20 protein-coding genes are annotated in these 19,348 nt (G+C 67.8%); 5 read left to right on the forward strand and 15 right to left on the reverse strand.

The features are described 5' to 3' along the window. Position 1 precedes the first annotated feature (1 nt). The 8 genes from PV781_RS12315 to PV781_RS12350 all read right to left on the reverse strand — a co-directional run bounded on the left by PV781_RS12315 (position 2) and on the right by PV781_RS12350 (position 7,011). The gene (locus PV781_RS12315) at positions 2–1,180 is read right to left on the reverse strand and encodes a trans-sulfuration enzyme family protein (protein WP_274775918.1); all 1,179 of its coding nucleotides are present in this window, start codon (positions 1,178–1,180) and stop codon (positions 2–4) included. Between the two features lie 148 nt (positions 1,181–1,328). Then, positions 1,329–2,057, reverse strand: coding sequence for a GntR family transcriptional regulator (locus PV781_RS12320; RefSeq protein WP_274775919.1), 729 nt, complete (start codon positions 2,055–2,057; stop codon positions 1,329–1,331). 108 nt (positions 2,058–2,165) lie between these two features. Next, entirely contained in the window at positions 2,166–3,101 is a 936-nt protein-coding gene (locus PV781_RS12325) for an ABC transporter substrate-binding protein (protein ID WP_274775920.1), read from the reverse strand. Positions 3,102–3,112: 11 nt separating this feature from the next. Beyond that, entirely contained in the window at positions 3,113–3,964 is an 852-nt protein-coding gene (locus tag PV781_RS12330; RefSeq protein WP_274775921.1) for an ABC transporter permease, read from the reverse strand. Continuing rightward, positions 3,948–4,751: an ABC transporter ATP-binding protein gene (locus PV781_RS12335; protein WP_274775922.1), complete on the reverse strand. Its 804-nt coding sequence runs from the start codon at positions 4,749–4,751 to the stop codon at positions 3,948–3,950. Before PV781_RS12335 ends, PV781_RS12330 begins: the two co-directional genes overlap by 17 nt. 64 nt (positions 4,752–4,815) lie before the next feature. Next, complete coding sequence (locus PV781_RS12340) at positions 4,816–5,208, reverse strand: RidA family protein (protein ID WP_274775923.1); 393 nt, start codon at positions 5,206–5,208, stop codon at positions 4,816–4,818. Positions 5,209–5,213: 5 nt separating this feature from the next. After that, entirely contained in the window at positions 5,214–6,368 is a 1,155-nt protein-coding gene (locus PV781_RS12345; protein ID WP_274775924.1) for an alanine racemase, read from the reverse strand. A 1-nt stretch (position 6,369) separates the two neighbouring features. Continuing rightward, a complete protein-coding gene (locus PV781_RS12350; RefSeq protein WP_274775925.1) occupies positions 6,370–7,011 on the reverse strand; it encodes an HAD family hydrolase in 642 nt (213 codons plus the stop codon). 249 nt (positions 7,012–7,260) lie between these two features. Between PV781_RS12350 and PV781_RS12355 the strand changes: the two genes are divergently transcribed. Beyond that, a complete protein-coding gene (locus PV781_RS12355) occupies positions 7,261–7,920 on the forward strand; it encodes a Dps family protein (protein ID WP_425532397.1) in 660 nt (219 codons plus the stop codon). 127 nt (positions 7,921–8,047) lie between these two features. On the opposite strand, the gene PV781_RS12360 is transcribed toward PV781_RS12355, so the two are convergent. Then, entirely contained in the window at positions 8,048–9,442 is a 1,395-nt protein-coding gene (locus PV781_RS12360; protein ID WP_274775926.1) for a sensor histidine kinase, read from the reverse strand. Continuing rightward, positions 9,417–10,082: a response regulator transcription factor gene (locus tag PV781_RS12365; RefSeq protein WP_274775927.1), complete on the reverse strand. Its 666-nt coding sequence runs from the start codon at positions 10,080–10,082 to the stop codon at positions 9,417–9,419. The genes PV781_RS12360 and PV781_RS12365 overlap by 26 nt, the downstream gene beginning before the upstream one ends. Before the next feature lie 109 nt (positions 10,083–10,191). On the opposite strand from PV781_RS12365, the gene PV781_RS12370 reads away from it, so the two are divergent. The 3 genes from PV781_RS12370 to PV781_RS12380 all read left to right on the forward strand — a co-directional run bounded on the left by PV781_RS12370 (position 10,192) and on the right by PV781_RS12380 (position 12,953). Then, entirely contained in the window at positions 10,192–10,971 is a 780-nt protein-coding gene (locus PV781_RS12370) for an ABC transporter ATP-binding protein (protein ID WP_274775928.1), read from the forward strand. Between the two features lie 12 nt (positions 10,972–10,983). Then, a complete protein-coding gene (locus tag PV781_RS12375) occupies positions 10,984–11,850 on the forward strand; it encodes an ABC transporter permease (protein ID WP_274775929.1) in 867 nt (288 codons plus the stop codon). Positions 11,851–11,936: 86 nt separating this feature from the next. After that, positions 11,937–12,953, forward strand: coding sequence for an ABC transporter substrate-binding protein (locus tag PV781_RS12380; protein ID WP_274775930.1), 1,017 nt, complete (start codon positions 11,937–11,939; stop codon positions 12,951–12,953). A gap of 56 nt (positions 12,954–13,009) precedes the next feature. Here PV781_RS12380 and PV781_RS12385 read toward each other — a convergent pair whose 3' ends face one another. Continuing rightward, the gene (locus PV781_RS12385) at positions 13,010–13,408 is read right to left on the reverse strand and encodes a (R)-mandelonitrile lyase (protein WP_274775931.1); all 399 of its coding nucleotides are present in this window, start codon (positions 13,406–13,408) and stop codon (positions 13,010–13,012) included. Positions 13,409–13,519: 111 nt separating this feature from the next. On the opposite strand from PV781_RS12385, the gene PV781_RS12390 reads away from it, so the two are divergent. Then, positions 13,520–14,575: an NAD(P)H-dependent flavin oxidoreductase gene (locus PV781_RS12390; RefSeq protein WP_274775932.1), complete on the forward strand. Its 1,056-nt coding sequence runs from the start codon at positions 13,520–13,522 to the stop codon at positions 14,573–14,575. A 3-nt stretch (positions 14,576–14,578) separates the two neighbouring features. On the opposite strand, the gene PV781_RS12395 is transcribed toward PV781_RS12390, so the two are convergent. From PV781_RS12395 to PV781_RS12410, 4 genes are all read right to left on the reverse strand, one after another. Continuing rightward, entirely contained in the window at positions 14,579–15,574 is a 996-nt protein-coding gene (locus PV781_RS12395; protein WP_274775933.1) for an Ldh family oxidoreductase, read from the reverse strand. Positions 15,575–15,839: 265 nt separating this feature from the next. Next, a complete protein-coding gene (locus PV781_RS12400) occupies positions 15,840–16,235 on the reverse strand; it encodes a carboxymuconolactone decarboxylase family protein (protein WP_209099234.1) in 396 nt (131 codons plus the stop codon). Positions 16,236–16,581: 346 nt separating this feature from the next. Continuing rightward, positions 16,582–17,874: an ABC transporter substrate-binding protein gene (locus tag PV781_RS12405; RefSeq protein ID WP_274775934.1), complete on the reverse strand. Its 1,293-nt coding sequence runs from the start codon at positions 17,872–17,874 to the stop codon at positions 16,582–16,584. A gap of 229 nt (positions 17,875–18,103) precedes the next feature. Beyond that, entirely contained in the window at positions 18,104–19,348 is a 1,245-nt protein-coding gene (locus tag PV781_RS12410) for an ABC transporter substrate-binding protein (RefSeq protein ID WP_274775935.1), read from the reverse strand.

Genomic DNA, 19,348 nt, shown 5'->3' on the forward strand with positions numbered 1-19,348 from the left:
CTCATCGGGTCGAGCGGGAAGGGAGGTCGGGCAGCAGATTGTCGAGGGCCTGGGCCAAGTCGTGGAACAGGTCGTCGGGGTCCTCCAGGCCCACCGACAGTCGCAGCAGGTCGTCGGGACACGGCGAGCCCGGCCCCTCGATGGAGGCGCGGTGCTCGATGAGGCTCTCCGAGCCGCCGAACGAGGTGGCGCGGTGCCAGAGCCGCACGCGCCCCGCCGCCGCGATGGCCGCGGCCGCGCCCTCCTTCACCCGCACCGAGATCATTCCGCCATAGCCCCCCGCCATCTGCCGGGCGGCGATGGCATGGCCGGGATGTTCGGGAAGGCCGGGATAGAGCACGTCCGACAAGGCGGGATGGAAGGTGAGGCGCACGGCGAGGCGCGCCGCGCTGCGGCTCTGCTCGCGCACCCGCAGGTCCAGCGTGCGCAGGCCGCGCATGAGAAGCCAGGCTTCGAACGGGCCGAGCACGGCGCCATGATGCTCCCGCACCTGCCGGATGCGGCGCCACAGATCGCTCTCGCCGGAGGTCGCGAGCACGCCGGCGATCACGTCCGAATGGCCGTTCAGATATTTGGTGGCCGAATGCATGACGAGGTCGGCGCCAAAGTCCAGGGGACGGCTGAGCACCGGCGTCGCCACGGTGGAATCCGCGCACAGGAACGCGCCGGCCCGGTGGGCGATATCAGCCACGGCGGCGATGTCGGTGAGGGTCCATAAGGGATTGCTGGGCGTCTCGATCCAGACGAGGCCCGTCTCCCCCGGCCGCACGGCGGCGCGGACCGCGTCGAGATCGGCCATGTCCACGAAGGTGACGCGATGGCCGTAGCGGGCGGCCTCGGTGAGCCACAGCTTGAAGCCGAAATACATGTCGCGCGGGGCCACCACATGGGTGGGGGCAAGGGCGAGGAAAACGGTGGTGGCCGCCGCCATGCCGGAGGTGAAGAGCAGCGCCTCGCTTGCCCCCTCCAGCTCCGCCAGCTCGTCCTGCGCCTGCTGGACCGTGGCGTTGTCCTTGCGGCCATAGACATGGCCGGTGCGATAGCCGTTATCGGCATCGCGGATATAGGTGGCCGAGACATCGATGGCCGGCGCCAACGCGGTGGCTGGCGAGCGGCGGGAGAGGCGGGCGCGGGCGGCCAGCGTCCGCGGCTTGGGGATGAAATGGGGCCGGTCGTCCATGGTCCGCTTTTGGCTGTGGCGCCCCGCCGACCGGCCGGGGGAGCCGGCGGCTTTCGGGGGTCACAGGGCCATACGCGGGCGGTGTGCGGCGCGTTACGCGCCGGCGTGGCCGTCGCGTTTTCGTGAAGGGTCGGCGGGAGGCGCGGTGTCAGGACCGCCGGGATTTTCCCGGCGCCTTTGCCGATGGGATTTTTGCGCGGGCCTTGCTCGTGGGTTCTGCGGCCAGCGAGGCTTCCAGCTGCGCCTTGGTGGCGGCGATGTGCCGGCGCATCAGGCGCTCGGCGTCGTCGGGGCGGCGCTCGGCGATGGCGGCGAGGATCTCCCGATGCTCCTGGAGGGCGCGGGCGCGCTGGTCCACGTCGCCGGACACGCGTTTGAGGCCCACCCGCATCTGGCCTTCCAGCGTCTGGAGCAGGTCATAGAGGCGGCCATTGCCCGATTGCTGGCCGATCACCGCGTGAAACTCCGCATTGGTGGCGAAATAGGCCTCGGCGTCATTGTCCTCAACGGACTTCGCCTGCCGCTCCAGGATCTCGTCCAGTTGCGCCATGTGGGCCTCATCGATGCGCTCGGCGCACAGGCGCGCGGAGAGCGCCTCGGCGAATTCGCGCACCTCGTGGATTTCCAGCAGGTCGCGCGGCTCGATGGTGACCACCACCACGCCCTTGCGCGGCTGTTCCACCGCCAGGCCGTTGGCGACGAGGTTCAGCACCGCCTCGCGCACCGGGCTGCGGGAGACATCCAGCTGGCGGGAGAGTTCCGGCACCGAGAGTTGCTGGCCGGGCTTCAGCCCGCCCTCGAAAATGGCTTCCTTCAGCTTTTCACTCACCGCATCCACCAGCCGCATGGCGGGCCGCAGCTTGGGCAGCTTGTCCATTCGTCCCTCAGATCCCTTGCCCGTGAAGCCGTGTTGTCCGTTCGGTATAGACCGTCCCGCCGGGGCTTGTCCTCCCGGCGGAATGGCGGGGCCCCCCTCGCGAGGGGCCTACTTGAACGTCACCTCGTCGATGCCGGTGACGGCAGTGCGCAGGAAGCCGGTCTGCTTCATGAAGTCGGCGAGGCCCTCGATGCCGGCGGTGCTGTCGGTGAAGTCGGTGTCGGGGTCCTTCAAGAGGGCCATGGCCTCCTCGGCGGTCTGCCGGCCGCCCATCTCCTGCGCCACGATGCGCCCCGCCTCCAGCGGGTCCTTGGCGATGAGGGCGATGGCGGTGGCGATGGCCCCTTGCAGGGCCGCGATGATGTCGGGACGCGCCGTGCCGAACTTCTCCGTGGCGAAGGACAGGGCGAAGGGCAGGGGGCCGAAGGCCTCCTTGCTGTCGGCGATGCGCCGCGCCCCGCGCGCCACCGCCTGGGACTGGAAGGGCGGTGAGGACATGTAGCCTGCGATCTGGTTGGTCACCACCGCCTGCAAGGCGTCGGGATGAGGCATGGCAAGCATGTTGGTGTCCAGCGCCCGCGCATCGCCGAAGGCCTGGAGGGCGAGCTTGCGCAGCACGAAGGCCTGGTTGGTGTCGGGAGCGGGCACGGCGATCTTCTGGCCCGGCTTGAAGTCCTTCACCGACTGGATGGCGGGGTCATTGGTGACCAGCCACAGATTGGTGCGGTTGAGCACGGAGACGGCCTTCACCTTGAAGCCCCGGTCGCGGCCCACCAGAAAGGGGGCGACGGAGCCCGCGCCCACCTGAACGTCGCCGGCCAGCATGGCCTCGCGGATGGCGGCGGAGGAGGCGATGGTCTTCCAATCCATCTCCACCTGCCCCACCTTCGCCTCCACCAGGCGATTGGCCTTGGCGATGAGGAGCGGGGCATAGGACAGGCCCGGCAGCATGGCCACCGTCACCTTGGTGGCCTGCGCCCGCACCAGAGCGGGGGCGCACAGGGTGCCGGCGGCGCTGAGCAGGAGGGTTCGGCGCGTGATCATGGGCGGGTCCCTTATCTGGTGGTTTGGGTCGAGGATTGCTGCTTCATGCCCCAGCGCACGATGGTGCGGCGCTCGATGGCGGCGAGGACGAGTTCCAGCGTGATGCCGATGAGGGCCACCGAGATGATTCCGGCAAAGACCTCGTCGGTGCGCAGGAAGTAGCGGGCGTCATTGAGGAAGTTGCCGAGCCCGCTCTTGGCGCCGGAGACCCCGAACACCAGTTCGGCGGCGATGATGGTGCGCCAGCCATAGCCAAGGCCGGTCTTGATGCCGGTCATGGTGTGGGGCAAGGCGGCGGGGAAGAGCACATCGGTGATCATCCGCCACCAGCTCAGGCCGATGTTGCGGCCCACATTCACCAGCGTCTGGTTCACCGTGCGAAAGCCGGTGGAGAGGGCCAGCGTCACCGGCCAGAGCACGGCATTCACCACCACGAAGATCAGCGCATTGACGTTGAGCCCGAACCAGATGAGCGCGATGGGCAGCATGGCCACCGAGGGCAGCGGGTTCAGCATGGAGGTGAACAGCTCCACCGCATCGTCCGCGAAGGTGGAGACGCGGGAGAGGACGGTGAAGATGAGCGCCAGCCCCATGCCGATGGCCAGCGACAGGGCGAGCAATTGCAGGGTGGTGAGGGTCGCCTGGGCGAGGCGCCCGGAGGTCCAGCCTTCCACCAGCGCCTGCCCCACCTGGAGCGGCGGCGGGAAGATGAGCGGGTCGACGCCCGAAGTGCGCGTATAGGCTTCCCACGCCGCGATGAGCATGAGGAATTGCAACGCCCGGCGCAGGGCCACGGGCAAGGCGGCCCAGCGCAGTTTCCGGCCCGGCCGGGAGGCGGGGGCGGCGTCAGTCGCCATGGACATGGCTTGCTCCTTCTCCCATCACGCCCGCCACATGGCGGCCGATCTCCAGCGCGCGCGGGGAGGAGGGCTCCCGCGCCGCCCGCGCGTCCACGATCTCCTTGATGCCGGAGGGGTGGCCGTCGAGGATGATGATGTCGTCACCGAGCAGCACCGCCTCGGCGATGGAATGGGTGACGAACAGGACGGTCGCCTGCGACCGGCGCACGATCTCCAGCAATTCCAGTTGCAGGCGGAGGCGCGTCTGCGGATCAAGCGCGCCGAAGGGCTCGTCCATGAGCAGCATGGCCGGGTCGAGCGCCAAGGCGCGGGCGATGGCGACGCGCTGCTTCATGCCGCCGGAAAGCTGGTGGGGAAAGCGGTCCGCCGCGTGCTCCAGCTTCATCAGCGCCAGCAAATCGCGGGCGCGGGCATCGGCGGCGGCGCGGCTGCGGCCGATGCGGCGCTGGGGATAGGCGATGTTGTCGAGCACCGTGCGCCAGGGAAAGAGCTGGTCGAATTCCTGGAACACCACCGCCCGGTCGGGGCCGGGCCGGTCCACCGCGCGGCCATTCACATGGAGCGTGCCCTTCAGCGGCGAGAGGAAGCCCGCCACGGCTTTCAGGATGGTGGACTTGCCGCAGCCGGAGGGGCCGAGCAGGATGGCCGTCTCGCCGCGCGCCACGGTGAAGGTGACATCCTTCACCGCCGTCACGGTCCCCGCCGGCCCGCCATAGCCCAGATGCAGGCCGGTGACGGCCAGCATGGGGCGTTCAGCGTCCGGCACGGTCTGTGCCTGAACCTGTCGCATCGTTTGTTCCTGTCTGGTCGGTTGCTCCGGCCTCTGCGGGCCGGTTTGGGTCCTGGTCTTGTGGTCAGATCACGGCGATGGCCTCGATCTCCACCTTGGCGCCGAAATGCAGGGGCCCGGTGGGCACCACCGAGCGGGCGGGGCGATGGTCGCCGAAGAAGTCCGCATAGGCGGCGTTCACCTCATCCCAGCCGGCAATGTCGGAAATGTAGAGGGTGGTCTTGGCCACCCGCGTGCGGTCGCAGCCGGCGGGCTTGAGGATGGCCTCGATGCTGGCGAGCGCGAACAGGGTCTGCTCGCGCAGCGACCGGCTCGGGTCCTGCCCGCGCAGCAGGCCCAATTGGCCGGACACATAGACCGTGCCGCCGGCTACGATGGCCTGGGAATAATGCCCGCCGGGGGCGGGAGCCTCGCGGCTCATGACGCGGGTGAGGGGCGGTTGGGTGGGGTTCGTCATAGGGATCACCAGCCGGAAATACGGGGCCAGAGCGCGCTGACCTTGCCGTCGGCGATGACCGCATACTGGTCATAGGCCGCGCAGGTCAGGCAGGCGTGATTGGGCAGGATGCGCACGGTCGCGCCCACGGGCAGGCGGGCGAACCAGGTTTCGTCGTCCACCGGCACATGGCCGTGCTCCTGGTGGACGGCGGTGACCGACAGGGCGCCGAGGCGTTCGCCGGTGACGGCATCGCAGACATAGCCATAGCCGGCATCGGGCAGGAATTTGTTGGCACCGATATCCTTGGTGAGGGCCAGCGCCCCGGCATCCAGGATCAGCGCGCCCGCCGCATGGTTGTGGCCGATGACGGTGGAGAGCACGGACACCGCAATGTCCTCCACCGCGCACATGTGGCGGGAGAGCTGGGCGAGGTCCCAGAACATATAGATGCCCGCCCGCGCCTCGGTGACGCCGTCCAGATGGTCGGCATGAAGGACCGTGGGCGTCGAGCCGATGGAGACGATCTCCACCGGGATGCCCGCCGCGCGAATGGCCTCAGCGGCGCCCACCGCCGCGTCCCGCTCGATGGCCGCGAGCGCCACCACGTCGGGGATCTGGTCGCTGCCATAGGAATGGCCGGCATGGGTCATGACGCCTCGGAAATCCAGATGCGGCGCGTCGTGGATGGCGCGGGCCAGCGTCACCACGTCCGGCGCGTCGGGCAGGAGGCCGGAGCGGTGCTCGCCGCAATCGATCTCCACCAGGAAGGAGAGGCGCGTGTTCGCCTCGACGCAGAACGCTTCCGCCGCCTCGATAACGGACAAAGCGTCGGTGACGAGGAGCAGGTCCACCCCCGATGCGCCGATGCGCGCCGCGCGGGCGAACTTGCCGGGCGCGATGGCGGTGGCGAGCAGGATGTCCTTATAGCCCGCGGCGGCGAAATATTCGGCTTCCTTCAGCGTGGAGACGGTGATGGCCCCTGGCCCGTCGGGCAGCGCCACGCGAGCCACCTCCACGGATTTCGCCGTCTTCAGATGGGGGCGCAGGAGCACGCCGAGATCCGCGCAGCGCGCCCGCATGCGGGCCGCATTGGCTTCGAGCTTCGCGCGGTCCAGCAGCAAGGCCGGGGTTTCGAGATCCCGCGCGGCAAGGCCGAGGGGGGAGGGGGCCGCTTCCATGTCACACCAGCTTCAGGAGAGGGTCGAGGGAATCGGCAATATAGTCCGGCCGGGCCGCATCCACCGGCCTCAAGCCCATGCGATTGTGCCAATAGACGGACATGCCCACGCCGCGCGCGCCCGGCACGTCGGAGGCGGAGCCGGCGACGAAGAGGGTGCGGGCGGGGTCGACACCGAGCTTTTCGAGCACCGCGCGATAGGGCTCGGGGCGGGGCTTGTAATAGCCGGCATCCTCGGCCGTCACCACGGCGGCAAAGTCGGTGCCGGTACGGGCCACCGCAATGGCGCCCAGCGTGCGAGAGCAATTGGTGGCGATGCCCAGCGGCACCTTGCCGGCGAGTTGGGCGAGGACGCCCTGCGCCTCCGGCCAGCAGGTCAGCTCGGCCTGACGCTCCGCCAGCGCCTGCGCCCAGTCCACCGGGAAGCCGCAGGCCTCGGCAGCCTGCGCCACCAGGGTCTCATAGGGCCGGTAGCTGCCGCAGCCATAGGTGAGCTCGAGATATTTCCGCCGCCAGCGCAGCCCCGCCTCCGGCGTGCCGGCAATGTCGTTCCACAGCGACCAGGAATCGATCAGCGCGGTCAGAAGATCGAACACCACCGCGTCATAGCGGGCCGCGCCCGTCGTGTTTGCCCCGTCCATCATCCGTCCTCCTGCATGTTACATGTAGCATGTAGGAGCCAGAGTCAATCGCTTCCCCTCTGCAAGGGACTCGGGCCGAGAAAAATGCGAGGGCGCGGCAACCTTCGGCGTGGCCGGGCGTTATGCCCACGGCTCGCGTGCGGGCCGGATGCTGCATGGGCGTGGTCGCCCTGGCGCCCGGCCACCGGCCGCGCGCCCGGTCCGCCATCCCCGGCGGGCGCGCGAAAAGCGAAGAAGAGGTTTTCCATGGCCATGTCCAAGAGCAGCCGCACCGGCACCCCGTCGAAAGCCAGCAGCGCGCCCAAGGCGCCCGCCAAAGCCACCGCTCCCAAAGCCGCCCCCAAAGCCGCCCCTGCAAAGGCCGCTGCCACCAAGCCCGCGCCCCTGTCGGACACCGCCGCCGCCTCCGCTCGCGAGCGCCGCCTCGGCCCGCTGCGCACCCCCACGGATCTCGGCGCCGAGGCGACCCAGGACATCGCCGCCGCGCTCACCCGGCTGCTGGCCGACATGTTCGCGCTCTATGTGAAGACCAAGAACTTCCACTGGCACGTTTCCGGCCCGCACTTCCGCGACTATCACCTGATGCTGGACGAGCAGGGCGCGCAGATCTTCGCCACGACCGATGATCTCGCCGAGCGGGTGCGCAAGGTGGGCGGCACGACGCTGCGCTCCATCGGCCACATCGCCCGTCTCCAGCGCATCCCGGACAATGAGGCTGATTATGTGACCGCTCCTGACATGCTGGCGGAACTGGCGCAGGACAACATCGCCCTCACCACCTATCTGCGCGAGGCGCATGCGGTGTGCGAGGACCATAATGACATCGCCTCCACCAGCCTGATCGAGAACTGGATCGACGAGGCCGAGCGGCGTACCTGGTTCCTCTACGAGGCCACCCGCTCCAACCACTGACGCGGGATTTTGCCGCCGCCTCCCGCATGCGAAGAGGCGGCGGACACCTCATTACGAATGAGGTGCAAAGCTATTTAAAATCAGCGACTTAATTTCGCGTGATTTGGCCCGCTTTTTCCGCCGGTTTTCACCCCCTCCCCGCCGCCCCCGCCGGATGCTCCGGGAGCAGCAGCGCGGCGCGAAATGCGCCCTCGCCGCCCGAGAGCACCAGCGCGCCGCCATGGGCGCGGGCAACCTCCACGGCGATGGCAAGGCCGAGCCCCGAGCCATGGGAGGCCACGCCCTTCTGGAATGGCTCGCACAAGTGCGCCCGCGCCTCCGGCGGGATGCCCGGCCCGTCATCGGTGACGGCCAGCGCGAAGCCCGAGGGGATATCCTCCACCGCCACGGTGAGGCGCGTGCGCGCGCCATGGGCGAGCGCGTTGTGGATGAGGTTGGACAGCGCCTCCCGCACGCTGATGGCGTCCGCTGCGATTGTTGCGGGGTCCTCATGCGGCAGGAAGGCGATGGACACCTCCCGGTCGAGGCTCAACGGCACCGCCTGGGAGAGAACGGACTTCGCCAGCGCATTGAGATCCACTTCGGTGAAGCGCGGCGACTGGGCGCGGTGCAGGATCATGGCGTGGTCCAGCAACTGGCTGGTGAGCCGCCCGAGATCGGACACGCGGTTCCGCAGCCGCTCCAATTCCTCGGGATTGGCGCTCCCCGCCGCCAGCAACTCGGCTTCCGCATCGATGGCGGCCAGCGGCGTGCGGATCTGGTGGGCGGCGTCCGCGATGAACCGCTGCATCATGCGCACCCGGGTGTCGAGCCGCTGCATGAAGCCGTCTATGGCGCCCACCAGTGCCCGCACTTCCGGGGGCGCGGCCACCGAGATGGGGCGCAAATCATCGGGCCGGCGGCCGGCTATCTCAGCCTCGATGCGGGTGAGCGGCGCGAAGACGAGACCGAGGCACAGAGCGGTCGCCACCAGAGCCAGCGTGTTCATGGCCGCGATCATGGCCAGTGCCTTCAAGGTCAGGTCGAAGGCGAGGGCATTGCGGGCATCCAGGGTCTGGGCGAGCACGATCTCGATCCAGCCGTCGCCGGGCGCATTCTCCAGCTTGCGGGCGAGCACCGCGATGCGCACCGTGTGGCCGCGAAACATGCCATCGGTGAGCACCACGCCGGCGCGGGCGGCACCGGGGGGTACGTCGGCGGCAAGGTCGTCATGCCCCGCCACCACCACGCCGCGCCCGTCCGTGACCTTGTAGAAGACGAGGTCGTAGGCCGAGAGCGTGGAGAAGGCCGCGGCCGGCGGATCAAGGGCCACCACCCCGCCCTGGAGATAGATGTTCTCCGCGATCTGGATGGCCCCGCCGATGAGCAATTTGTCATAGGCATCGCGGGCGGCCAGCGCCGCATATTGCCAGGCGGCGATGGACAGGATGAGCGAGCCCACCGCCAGCAGCGCGCCGACGATGAACAGCACGCGGGCGCGCAGCGAGGCGCGCAGCTCACGAAGCGAGGAGCTGATAGCCAAGGCCGCGCTCGGTGCGAATTTCCACGGGGGTTCCGGTGAGCTTGCGCCGTAGGCGGGCGACAAACTGCTCCACCGCATTGGGGCTCGGGTCTTGGTCGAAGCCGAACAATTGCTCCACCAATTCTTCCTTCGAGACATAGCGCCCCGGCTTGGAGGCGAGGATTTCCAGCACGGTCAGTTCCCGCCGGGTGAGGTCCAGGGGCTGGCCCGCCACCGCCGCCGTGCGCCCGGCACGGTCGATGACGAGCGGCCCCACCTTGATGGTGTTGTCCGACATGCCCGCTGCCCGGCGCAGCAAGGCGCGGGCACGGGCCTCCAGCTCGCGATAATCGAACGGCTTGGTGAGATAGTCGTCGGCGCCCAGATCCAGCGCGCTGATGCGGTCGTCCACCGCCGAGCGGGCGGTGAGCACCAGCACGGGCGTGCGCAGGCCGCGCCCGCGCAGATTCTTCAGCACGGTGAAGCCGTCCATGTTGGGCAGCATCACGTCCAGCACCACCAGATCATAGCTCTGCACCTCGATCAGCTCGCTGGCGGTGCGCCCGTCGGTCTCCCAGTCCACCGCATAGCCCACGCGCTCGAAGCGGCTCGCCACCGCGCGGCCGATCTCCTCCGTGTCCTCCACCAGCAGGATGCGCACGATTGTCAGTCCCGGTCAGGTTCGTGTCAGCGATGCCGGCTATGATCCTAAGCAAGGTTGCCTGAGTGCACCAAGAAAAAAGAACGCGCCTTGTCGCACGGGAGGGACGATGACACTGCATCCATCCGAGACTCAATTTGCGCCCTTGCTTTCGGTTGAAGGCGTGACGCTGCAATACAAGACGCCTGACACGCTGGTGACGGCGACATATCGCGTCGAATTCAAGGTCTATAATTCAGACCGCTTCGTTCTTCTTGGGCCGTCTGGCTGCGGCAAGTCCACTCTGCTGAAGGCCATTGGCGGATACTTGCGCCCCACCGAGGGCAAGATCCGCCTGAAGGGCAACGAAGTGCGCGAGCCCGGCCCCGACCGCATGATGGTGTTCCAGGAGTTCGACCAGCTCCTGCCCTGGAAGACGGTGGGCGAGAACGTCATCTTCGCCCTCACTTCCTCCGGCCGCGCCAGTGAGGTGGAAGCCCGCGAGCGCGCCCGCTCCTATATCGACAAGGTCGGCCTGACCAAGTTCATCGACAGCTATCCCCACATGCTCTCCGGCGGCATGAAGCAGCGTGTCGCCATTGCCCGCGGCATGGCCATGGAGCCGGACGTGCTCCTCATGGACGAGCCCTTCGCGGCGCTCGACGCGCTCACCCGCCGCAAGATGCAGGACGAGCTGCTGCAATTGTGGGAGGACACGCGCTTCACCGTGCTGTTCGTCACCCATTCCATCGAGGAGGCGATCAAGATCGGCACGCGCATCCTCCTGCTCTCTCCCCATCCCGGACGGGTGCGGGCCGAGCTGAACAGCGTGCCGGCCGAGCAGATGGGCACCACTCCCGCCGCGGAGCTGGAAGCCCGCATCAACGACATGCTGTTCGGGCACCACTGAGGAGACGCCAAGATGAGCGAGACGCTTGTTCTGCGTCCGGAGATCGTCAATCCGGACACCCCCCTCGGTCATGTGGAAGTGGAAGCCTCCCTATCCCTGTTCGAGCGGATCTATCGCATCGGCGCGGTGCGCAAGGCCTTCATTCTCATTGTGCTGGCCTTGATCTGGGAAGGCTATGGACGCTGGCTGGGCAACCCGTTGCTCTTTCCCACCTTCACCGAAACGCTCAGCGCTTTCTTCGAGAATATCCGCAATGGCGTCATTCCCGCCCGCACTTTGGTGTCGCTGGAAACGCTGCTGATCGGCTATGGCATCGGCGTGGCGCTCGCCGCCGTGCTCACCACGCTCGCCATCGGCTCGCGGCTGGGAGCGGACCTGCTGGAGGCGCTGACCTCCATGTTCAACCCGCTGCCCGCCATCGCGCTTCTGCCGCTGGCGCTGATCTGGTTCGGCCTCGGCAAGGGCTCGGTGATCTTCGTTCTCGTGCATTCGGTGCTCTGGGCCATCGCGCTCAACACCCATTCGGGCTTCCGCGCCGTGTCCAACACGCTGCGCATGGTGGGCCTCAATTACGGCCTGCGGGGCCTGAAGCTGGTGCGCCTGATCCTCATCCCCGCCGCCTTCCCGGCCATCCTGACGGGCCTGAAAGTGGGTTGGGCCTTCGCTTGGCGCACGCTCATCGCCGCCGAGCTGGTGTTCGGCGTTTCCTCCGGCAATGGCGGGCTCGGCTGGTTCATCTTCGAGAACCGCAACCAGCTGGAAACCGCCAACGTCTTTGCCGGCCTCTTCACCGTGATCCTGATCGGCCTCGTGGTGGAAAACGTGGGCTTTGCCACCATCGAGCGCAAGACCGTGCGCCGCTGGGGCATGCAGCACTGACCTTTCAGCACTGACCCCTCACGCATAAGGGCGCCCCACGCCAAAACCGGGGCGCCCGTCTAAACTCAATAGATTGGGAGGACAAAATGGGCTTCATGAAGCATGTGACCGCCGCCGCCCTCGGCCTTGCCCTGGTGGCCGGTGGAATGGGCGCGGCCCGCGCCGAGGTCAAGGAAGTCCGCATTTCCAAGGGATACGGCATCCTCTATCTGCCGCTCATCGTCATGGAAGACCAGAAGCTGCTGGAAAAGCACGCCGAGAAGGCGGGCCTTGGAGCGGTGAAGGTCAACTGGCTGATGCTGGATGGCGGCAATGTCATCAATGACGCCATGATGGCCGGTTCGCTGGATCTGGCCGGCACCGGCGCGCCGGGCTTCATCACGCTGTGGGCCAAGGCCAAGGGCATTCCCAATGTGGAAGTGGTGGGGGTCAGCGGCCTCAGCTCCACCGCCTTGTGGATGAACTCCAACAACCCCGCCATCCAGTCGCTGAAGGACTTCAAGTCCTCCGACAAGATCGCCCTGCCGGGCATCAAGACCTCGCTGTCCGCCGTCATTCTCCAGATGATGGCGGCCCATGAGTTCGGCCCCGCCAATTATGCCAAGCTCGACCCGCTGACCGTGGGCCTGCCCCATCCCGAGGCGCTGGCCGCGCTGGTGGGCGGCAAGACCGAGATCACCGCCCACTTCACCTCCCCGCCCTTCGCCTATCTGGAGCTGAAGGACCCCAAGGTGCATCGGGTGGCGAGCTCCGTGGACGTGATCGGCCGCCTCACCATGGACGTGACCTTCGCGCCCAAGCGCTTCGTGGATGCCAATCCGAAGATGGTCCAGGCTTTCATCGACGCCCTCGACGAGGCCAACGCCCTGATCGAACGCGACAAGCCGCTGGCGGCGGAGATCTATGTGCGCAATTCCAAGGTGAAGACCACCAAGGAAGAATTCCTGGAGATGCTCCAGGACAAGGACACCTGGTTCTCCACCACCCCCGAAGGCATCATGAAGATCGCCGACTTCATGTACCAGGCGGGCTCCATCAAGGTGAAGCCGGCCAACTGGACCGACCTCTTCGTGCCCCAGCTGAAGGATCGCAAGGGCAGCTGAGGCCTTTCCCTCGCACAAGAAGGCCGCCGCCGGGCAACCGGGGCGGCCTTTTCGTTTCAGGTTCCCAGATACTGCGCCTCGGTGACATGCTCCAGCCAGTCCACCGCCCGCCCGTCCAGGCGCTCCTGGATGGCGATGTGGCTCATGGCCGTGTCGGGGGCGGCGCCGTGCCAGTGCTTCTCGCCGGGCGGGAACCACACCACGTCGCCGGGCCGCAATTCCACGATCGGCCCGCCCTCCCGCTGCGCGCGCCCGAAGCCAGTGGTGATGATGAGCGTCTGGCCCAGCGGATGGGTGTGCCAGGCGGTGCGGGCGCCGGGCTCGAAGGTCACCAGCGTCCCCGCCACGCGGGCCGGCGCATCCGGCTGGAACAGGGGATCCTGGCGCACCGTGCCGGTGAAATAGTCCGCGGACGGCGTGAGCGAGGGCCGTTCGCCCGCATGCGTGATGTCCATCCCACCCTCTCCTTCATTTTGCCTTCCCCACACATAGACGCGAACCGCCGTCCCTGGCAGGGGGCAGGGCGGCGCGCTTGGTGTAAGGTGCGCCGAAAAAGGGGAGGCCCCATGCCCGCCGATCACCGCATCACCGATCTGTTCGGTATCCAATTGCCCGTCATCCAGGCCCCCATGGCCGGCTCTTCCACCCCCGACATGGCGGTGGCGGTAGCGGAGGCCGGCGGGCTCGGCTCGCTGCCCTCGGCCCAATACGCCGTGCCCCAGCTGCGCGAGGCGATCCTGGGAATCCGTGCCCGCACGGACCGGCCGCTGAATGTGAACTTCTTCTGCCATGCCAACCCGGCCGAGGACCCCGCCGCCCAGGCCGCCTGGCGGGCGCGGCTCCAGCCTTTTTATGACGAAGCCGGCCTTTCTGACCTCGTGCCCCCCGCCGGCCCCGGCCGCGCGCCGTTCGATGACGCCTTCTGCGCGGTGGTGGAGGAGTTGCGGCCGGAGGTTGTGAGCTTCCATTTCGGCCTGCCGTCGTCGCACCTCCTGGACCGGGTGCGGCGGACGGGCGCGCGGATCCTGTCCTCCGCCACCACGGTGCGCGAGGCCATCTGGCTGGAGAGCCAAGGCGTGGATGCCGTCATCGCCATGGGCGCCGAGGCGGGTGGGCATCGGGGCAATTTCCTCACCCACGACATGGCCGGCCAGGTGGGAACCATGGCCCTGGTGCCGCAGGTGGTGGATGCGGTCTCCGTGCCTGTGATCGCCGCCGGCGGCATCGCCGACAAAAGGGGCGTCGCGGCGGCCTTTGCGCTGGGCGCTTCCGCCGTGCAGGTGGGCACCGCCTATCTCTTCACCCGCGAGGCCAATGTGAACGCGCTCTATCGCGCGGCGCTGGAGGGCGCGGCGGGGGATGAGACGGCGCTCACCAATCTCTTCACCGGCCGTCCCGCACGCGGCATCCTCAACCGCCTGATGCGCGAGGTGGGGCCTCTCAGCACCCATGCGCCCGCCTTCCCGACGGCGGGCGGCATGCTGGCGCCCTTGCGGCAAGCGGCCGAAGCCAAGGGCGCGGCAGACTTCACCAATCTGTGGGCGGGACAGGCGGTGGCGGTCAGCCGCATCGCCAGCGCGGCGGACCTCACGCGAGAGCTGGCCGCCGGTGTGCCGGACTGATCCTTAGCCGGGCACGCCGGCCGCAAAGCCTTCCAACTGCCGCACCAGCAGGTCGGGCACCTCGATCGTTCCGGCCGCGCGGCGTTCCTCCCGCAGGCGCCGTGAGCCGTCGAAGGGCATGCGCACGGGTCCGCCGCCCGCCACCGGGCGGGTGGCGCGCACCGCCTCCCCATAGGCCGAGGCGTTGCGGCGGAACGTGTCCGCATCGCCCAGGAGGTCCGGCTTGAGGGTGATGATGACCATGCCGAAATCCGCCAGTTCCGGCGGGATGGTCGGCGAGCCCGCCAGCAATCCAAGCAGATGCACCACGATGGCGAGGCCCGATCCCTTCGGCCCGCCCCAGGCGGCAAACGCGCCGGCCAGGGCTGCGGCGGGGTCGCGGGTGGGCGCGCCATCGGGACCATAGGCGACGCCCTCGGGCAATTCGTGGCCAAGGCGCTTCGCCAGGGTGACTTCCGCATGGATGATGGCGGACGTGCCGATGTCCCAGATCACCGGCGCGTCCGCCGTGGGAAAGCCGAAGCACATGGGATTGGTGCCGAACCGCCCCTCCGTGCCGCCATAGGGCGCCACCCAGGGTGAGGCGTTCGAGGCGATCATGCTCACGAGGCCACGGGCGGCGGCCATTTCGGCATAATAGGAGAGCATGCCCGTGTACCAGGTTCGGCAGGCGCCCACCACCGCGATGCCGGCAGCGTCCGCCTTCTCGATGGCCATCTCCATGGCCCGATGCGCCACCAGATAGCCGATCTGGTCGCCGCCATCGAGGCGGGCGGAGACGGGCGTCTCATGGAGGACGCGGATGGGCTCGCGCGGCCTGGTGGTGCGCTGGAAGCGCTCGGCCACCGAGACGGCGCGGGCGAGGCCGCCATAATCGAGGCCCCGCAATTCGCAATCCATCAGATGGTCGGCAATGAGCGCCGCCTCCGCCGGGCTATGCCCGAAGGCTTCGATGACCCGCTCCGCGAGGCGCCGGGCTTCGTCGAGGGTGAGGCGCATGGCGGTTGCTCCTGGTGTTTGGGGGGCGGATGGAAGGCGGCGGGCGCGCGGCGGCCGGCGCGGACACCCGGACGCATGGCTGTCGCGCCCCCTCCGCTCGTCAGGCCCGGCCTTGTGCCGGGCATCCACGGGGTGGGGCCGGGCGGGCCGCAGTCGGTTCCGCGAACGGCGGGGCGTGGATGGCCGGGATAAACCCGGCCATAACGGCGGCCTCAGGTGCAATGGAGGCGCTTAGCATGCAGCCTTGGCCGCCGCGGCGTTGGCCTCAGCCCCCCGCCGCTTCCTTTTCCACCTCGTTGAAGGCTTCCTGCGCGGTGCGGAAGGAATCCACGCCCGCCGGAATGCCGCAATAGATGGCCACCTGGAGCAGCACCTCGCGGATCTCCGCCTTGGACACGCCATTCTTCAGCGCGCCCTTCACATGCATCTTCAGTTCGTGATTGCGGTTGATGGCGCCGAGAATGGCGAGGTTCAGCATGGAGCGCGTCTTGCGCGGCAACTGGTCCTCGCGGCCCCACAGCCAGCCCCAGCAATATTCCGTCGTCAATTCCTGCATGGGGCGGTTGAATTCGGTGGCGTTGTTGAGCGAGCGCTCCACGAATTCCTTGCCGAGCACATCCTTGCGAATGGAGAGGCCGCGCTCGAAGACGTCGTTGGTCATGGTGGTCCTTCCTGGCTTTCAAGGGTGAAAAGCGGCCCGGCGCGCTTGCGCCGGGCCGGAGGGGGAGCGGGGCCGGCGCGAGGGCGGATCCGCTCGGGAAAGGCCGGGTTCTCTGGTCCTGGCCTGGTGTGTCGGGGGCGCGTTGAGGCGCCTCAAAAAGCTTTCCGTCATGCCCGGGCTTGTCCCGGGCATCCACGCGGCGCCGCCTGGAGGGGCGCCGCAGGCCTGTTCTTGTTCTGATTGTCCGTTTCTTGTGACACGCCCCGTGGATGGCCGGGACAAGCCCGGCCATGACGGTTGTGAAGCGTATTTCTGCTTGGCGAAGCCTTGGGCTTAAGCCTTGCGATTACTTTTTCGGCCAGAAGGGCTCGGCCACCGCCAGGTCCTTCGGGAAGACGGTGACGGGGATGCCGTTCTGCCACTGCACGACCGTCATCTGCGCATCGACGCGCCGGCCCTTCTCATCGAACTTGATGATGCCGCCGGGATAGTATTTGGACGGCCCGCCATCCATGGTGCGCAGGGCGTCGGCCACCGCCACCTTGTCGGCCTTGCCGGCCTTTTCCAGGGCGTCCTTGATGACCCACATGTCGCCATAGGTGGAGATGGCGTTCTGCGTCATCCAGGGCTCCTTGTAGCGGGCGTTCAGCTCCTTCACGAGCGCCTCGTGGCCCTTGGTGGTCCAGGACCCCACGCAGGTCAGAAGCCCCTGCAGCAATTGCGGATTGATGGTCTGCAGGATGTCCGGCTCGGCGATGGCGATGCCGAACGAGATGGTGGGAATGCGGCCCTGGCCGAGGCCGAACTCGTTCATCTTTTCCAGCACCAGCTTGGCGTCGGAAATGACGGTGGGCAGGAAGAAGAGCAGGTCCGGCCGTGTGGAGCGCACCTTCTGGATCAGGGGGGTCGCGTCCGACAAGGGAGGCGTGAAGGTCTCGTCCATGACGAGCTCCAGCCCCAGCTCCTTCAAGAGGCCCTCGCGCATGGGCTTCACGGAGGCGATGGAGGCGCCGGTATTGTCGGTGATGATGGCCACCGTCTTCGGCCGCTTGCCGGAGGCGTCCTCGGCGAGCTTCATGATCAGCGGCAAGGCCTGGCGCGCCTGCGAGGCGGCGGTGGCCGAGGTCTGGAACACATAATGGAAGCCGCGGTCGGTGATGAGGTCGGAATAGGAGAGCGTCAGCATGGGCAGCTGCGCGCGCTCGGTGACCTCGGTGGCCGCCAGCGTGAAGGAGGACAGGTAGGCGCCGGTGGCGGCGACGAGGTCCGGCTCCTGCGCCACCATGCGCTGGGCGGCATTCTTGGCCTTCTCCGTGGTGTCGCCGGAATCCAGCACCACCAGCTTCAGCTTGGCGCCGCCCAGCGCCTTGACGCCGCCGGCCGCATTGATGTGGTCCACCGCCATTTCGGCGCCCATCTTCATGACATTGCCGGGGCGGGCATAAAGGCCCGACAGCGGCACCAGCAGGCCCACCTTCACTTCCTGCGGCTGGCCGGTGGCGGGGGCGGCGGCACTGCCTTGCGCGGGGGCGGGGGCGGGGCTCGCGCCCTGCGCCAGCGCACCGCCCGCCGCCAGCGTCGAGGCCACCGCCGCGAGCATGGTCCGGCGCGTCAGCGCGCGCGTCCAGGTCTCTTTCATGGTTGTTCCTCCCTTATGTTTGTTGAGATTTATTTGGTTTTGTTTTTTGGCGTCTTGTCGTCAGATGTTCAGTGTTCATTGCGATCTCTTCGCAAGCTCTGAAATGCTGGCGTCATGCTCGGGCTCGTCCCGGGCATCCACGGGGACCCCGGCGGGGGTCCCAGCGGTGAGGCGGGGATACCCGGGACAAGCCCGGGTATGACGGTCCAAAGGCGCGCGCGCCGGCCGGTCACTTCTTCGGCCAGAAGGGCGGGGCGACCGCCAGCGCCTCCGGGAAGACGGTGACGGGAATGCCGTTCTGCCACTGCACCACCACCACGCCCGCGCCGATGCGCCGGCCCTTGTCGTCGAACTTCAGGATGCCACCGGGATAGTATTTGGAGGGGCCGCCATCCATGGTGCGCAGGGCGTTGGCCACCGCTTCCTTGTCGGCCTTGCCGGACTGTTCCAGCGCATCCTTGATGAGCCACATGTCGCCATAAGTCGAGACCACGTTCTGCGTCATCCAGGGCTCGTTATACTTGGCCTTCAACTCGGCCATGAGCTTTTCCTGGCCCTTCACGCCCCAATTGGCGACGATGGTCATGATGCCCTGCACCACTTCCGGGCTCACCGACTGGAGCATGTCGGGCTCGGCGATGGTGATGGAGAAGGAGATGGTGGGCACCTTGCCCTGTCCGAGGCCGAATTCGTTCAGCTTTTCAAGACCGAGCTTGGCATCCGAAATGGCGTTGGGCATGAAGAAGAAGAGGTCCGGCCGGGTGGAGCGGACCTTCTGGATGATGGGGGTGGCATCCGCCAGCGGCGGGGTCCACACCTCGTCCATCACCAGCTCCAGGCCGAGCTGGGGAAACAGCTTTTCCTTCAGGGCCTTGGCGGTGGCGATGGAGGTGCCCGTATTGTCCATGGCGATGGCCACCGTCTTCGGCTTCTTGCCGGAGGCCTTCTCCGCCAGCTTCATCAGCTCCGGCAGGCCCTGCATGGACTGGGAGGAAGCCGTGGCGGCGGTCTGGAAGATGTACTTGAACCCCCGGTCGGTGAGCAGGTCCGAATAGGACAGCGTCAGTAATGGCAGGCCGGCGCGCTCGGTGACTTCGCTCACCGCCAAGGTGAACGAGGACAAATACGAGCCGGTGGCGGCAACGAGGTCCGTCTCCTGCGCCACCATGCGCTGGGCGGCATTCTTGGCCTTCTCCACCGTGTCGCCGCAATCGATGGGAACGAGCTTCAGCTTCGCCCCGCCCAGCGCCTTGACGCCGCCCGCCGCATTGATGTCGGCGACCCCAAGCTCGGCTCCCATCTTCATCACCGCGCCGGGCCGGGCATAAAGGCCGGACAGCGGGACGATGAGCCCGACCTTGACCTCGGCCGGAGATCCCTGCGCCATGGCGCGGGTGGAGAGCGCGAGACCGGTGGCCGCCGCCCCGCCGACGAAGGCGCGGCGGGTCAGCGCGGAAAAGAGGTCTTCGTCCAT

It is taken from the genome of Aquabacter sediminis (assembly GCF_028863665.1).
Classification (GTDB): domain Bacteria; phylum Pseudomonadota; class Alphaproteobacteria; order Rhizobiales; family Xanthobacteraceae; genus L1I39.

Bases quoted from the DNA above. Each gene is read 5' to 3' on its own strand.
- PV781_RS12315 (WP_274775918.1), bottom strand. From the start codon at position 1,180: ATGGACGACCGGCCCCATTTCATCCCCAAGCCGCGGACGCTGGCCGCC.
- PV781_RS12320 (WP_274775919.1), bottom strand. From the start codon at position 2,057: ATGGACAAGCTGCCCAAGCTGCGGCCCGCCATGCGGCTGGTGGATGCG.
- PV781_RS12325 (WP_274775920.1), bottom strand. From the start codon at position 3,101: ATGATCACGCGCCGAACCCTCCTGCTCAGCGCCGCCGGCACCCTGTGC.
- PV781_RS12330 (WP_274775921.1), bottom strand. From the start codon at position 3,964: ATGTCCATGGCGACTGACGCCGCCCCCGCCTCCCGGCCGGGCCGGAAA.
- PV781_RS12335 (WP_274775922.1), bottom strand. From the start codon at position 4,751: ATGCGACAGGTTCAGGCACAGACCGTGCCGGACGCTGAACGCCCCATG.
- PV781_RS12340 (WP_274775923.1), bottom strand. From the start codon at position 5,208: ATGACGAACCCCACCCAACCGCCCCTCACCCGCGTCATGAGCCGCGAG.
- PV781_RS12345 (WP_274775924.1), bottom strand. From the start codon at position 6,368: ATGGAAGCGGCCCCCTCCCCCCTCGGCCTTGCCGCGCGGGATCTCGAA.
- PV781_RS12350 (WP_274775925.1), bottom strand. From the start codon at position 7,011: ATGATGGACGGGGCAAACACGACGGGCGCGGCCCGCTATGACGCGGTG.
- PV781_RS12355 (WP_425532397.1), top strand. From the start codon at position 7,261: ATGTCCAAGAGCAGCCGCACCGGCACCCCGTCGAAAGCCAGCAGCGCG.
- PV781_RS12370 (WP_274775928.1), top strand. From the start codon at position 10,192: ATGACACTGCATCCATCCGAGACTCAATTTGCGCCCTTGCTTTCGGTT.
- PV781_RS12375 (WP_274775929.1), top strand. From the start codon at position 10,984: ATGAGCGAGACGCTTGTTCTGCGTCCGGAGATCGTCAATCCGGACACC.
- PV781_RS12380 (WP_274775930.1), top strand. From the start codon at position 11,937: ATGGGCTTCATGAAGCATGTGACCGCCGCCGCCCTCGGCCTTGCCCTG.
- PV781_RS12385 (WP_274775931.1), bottom strand. From the start codon at position 13,408: ATGGACATCACGCATGCGGGCGAACGGCCCTCGCTCACGCCGTCCGCG.
- PV781_RS12390 (WP_274775932.1), top strand. From the start codon at position 13,520: ATGCCCGCCGATCACCGCATCACCGATCTGTTCGGTATCCAATTGCCC.
- PV781_RS12395 (WP_274775933.1), bottom strand. From the start codon at position 15,574: ATGCGCCTCACCCTCGACGAAGCCCGGCGCCTCGCGGAGCGGGTCATC.
- PV781_RS12400 (WP_209099234.1), bottom strand. From the start codon at position 16,235: ATGACCAACGACGTCTTCGAGCGCGGCCTCTCCATTCGCAAGGATGTG.
- PV781_RS12405 (WP_274775934.1), bottom strand. From the start codon at position 17,874: ATGAAAGAGACCTGGACGCGCGCGCTGACGCGCCGGACCATGCTCGCG.
- PV781_RS12410 (WP_274775935.1), bottom strand. From the start codon at position 19,348: ATGGACGAAGACCTCTTTTCCGCGCTGACCCGCCGCGCCTTCGTCGGC.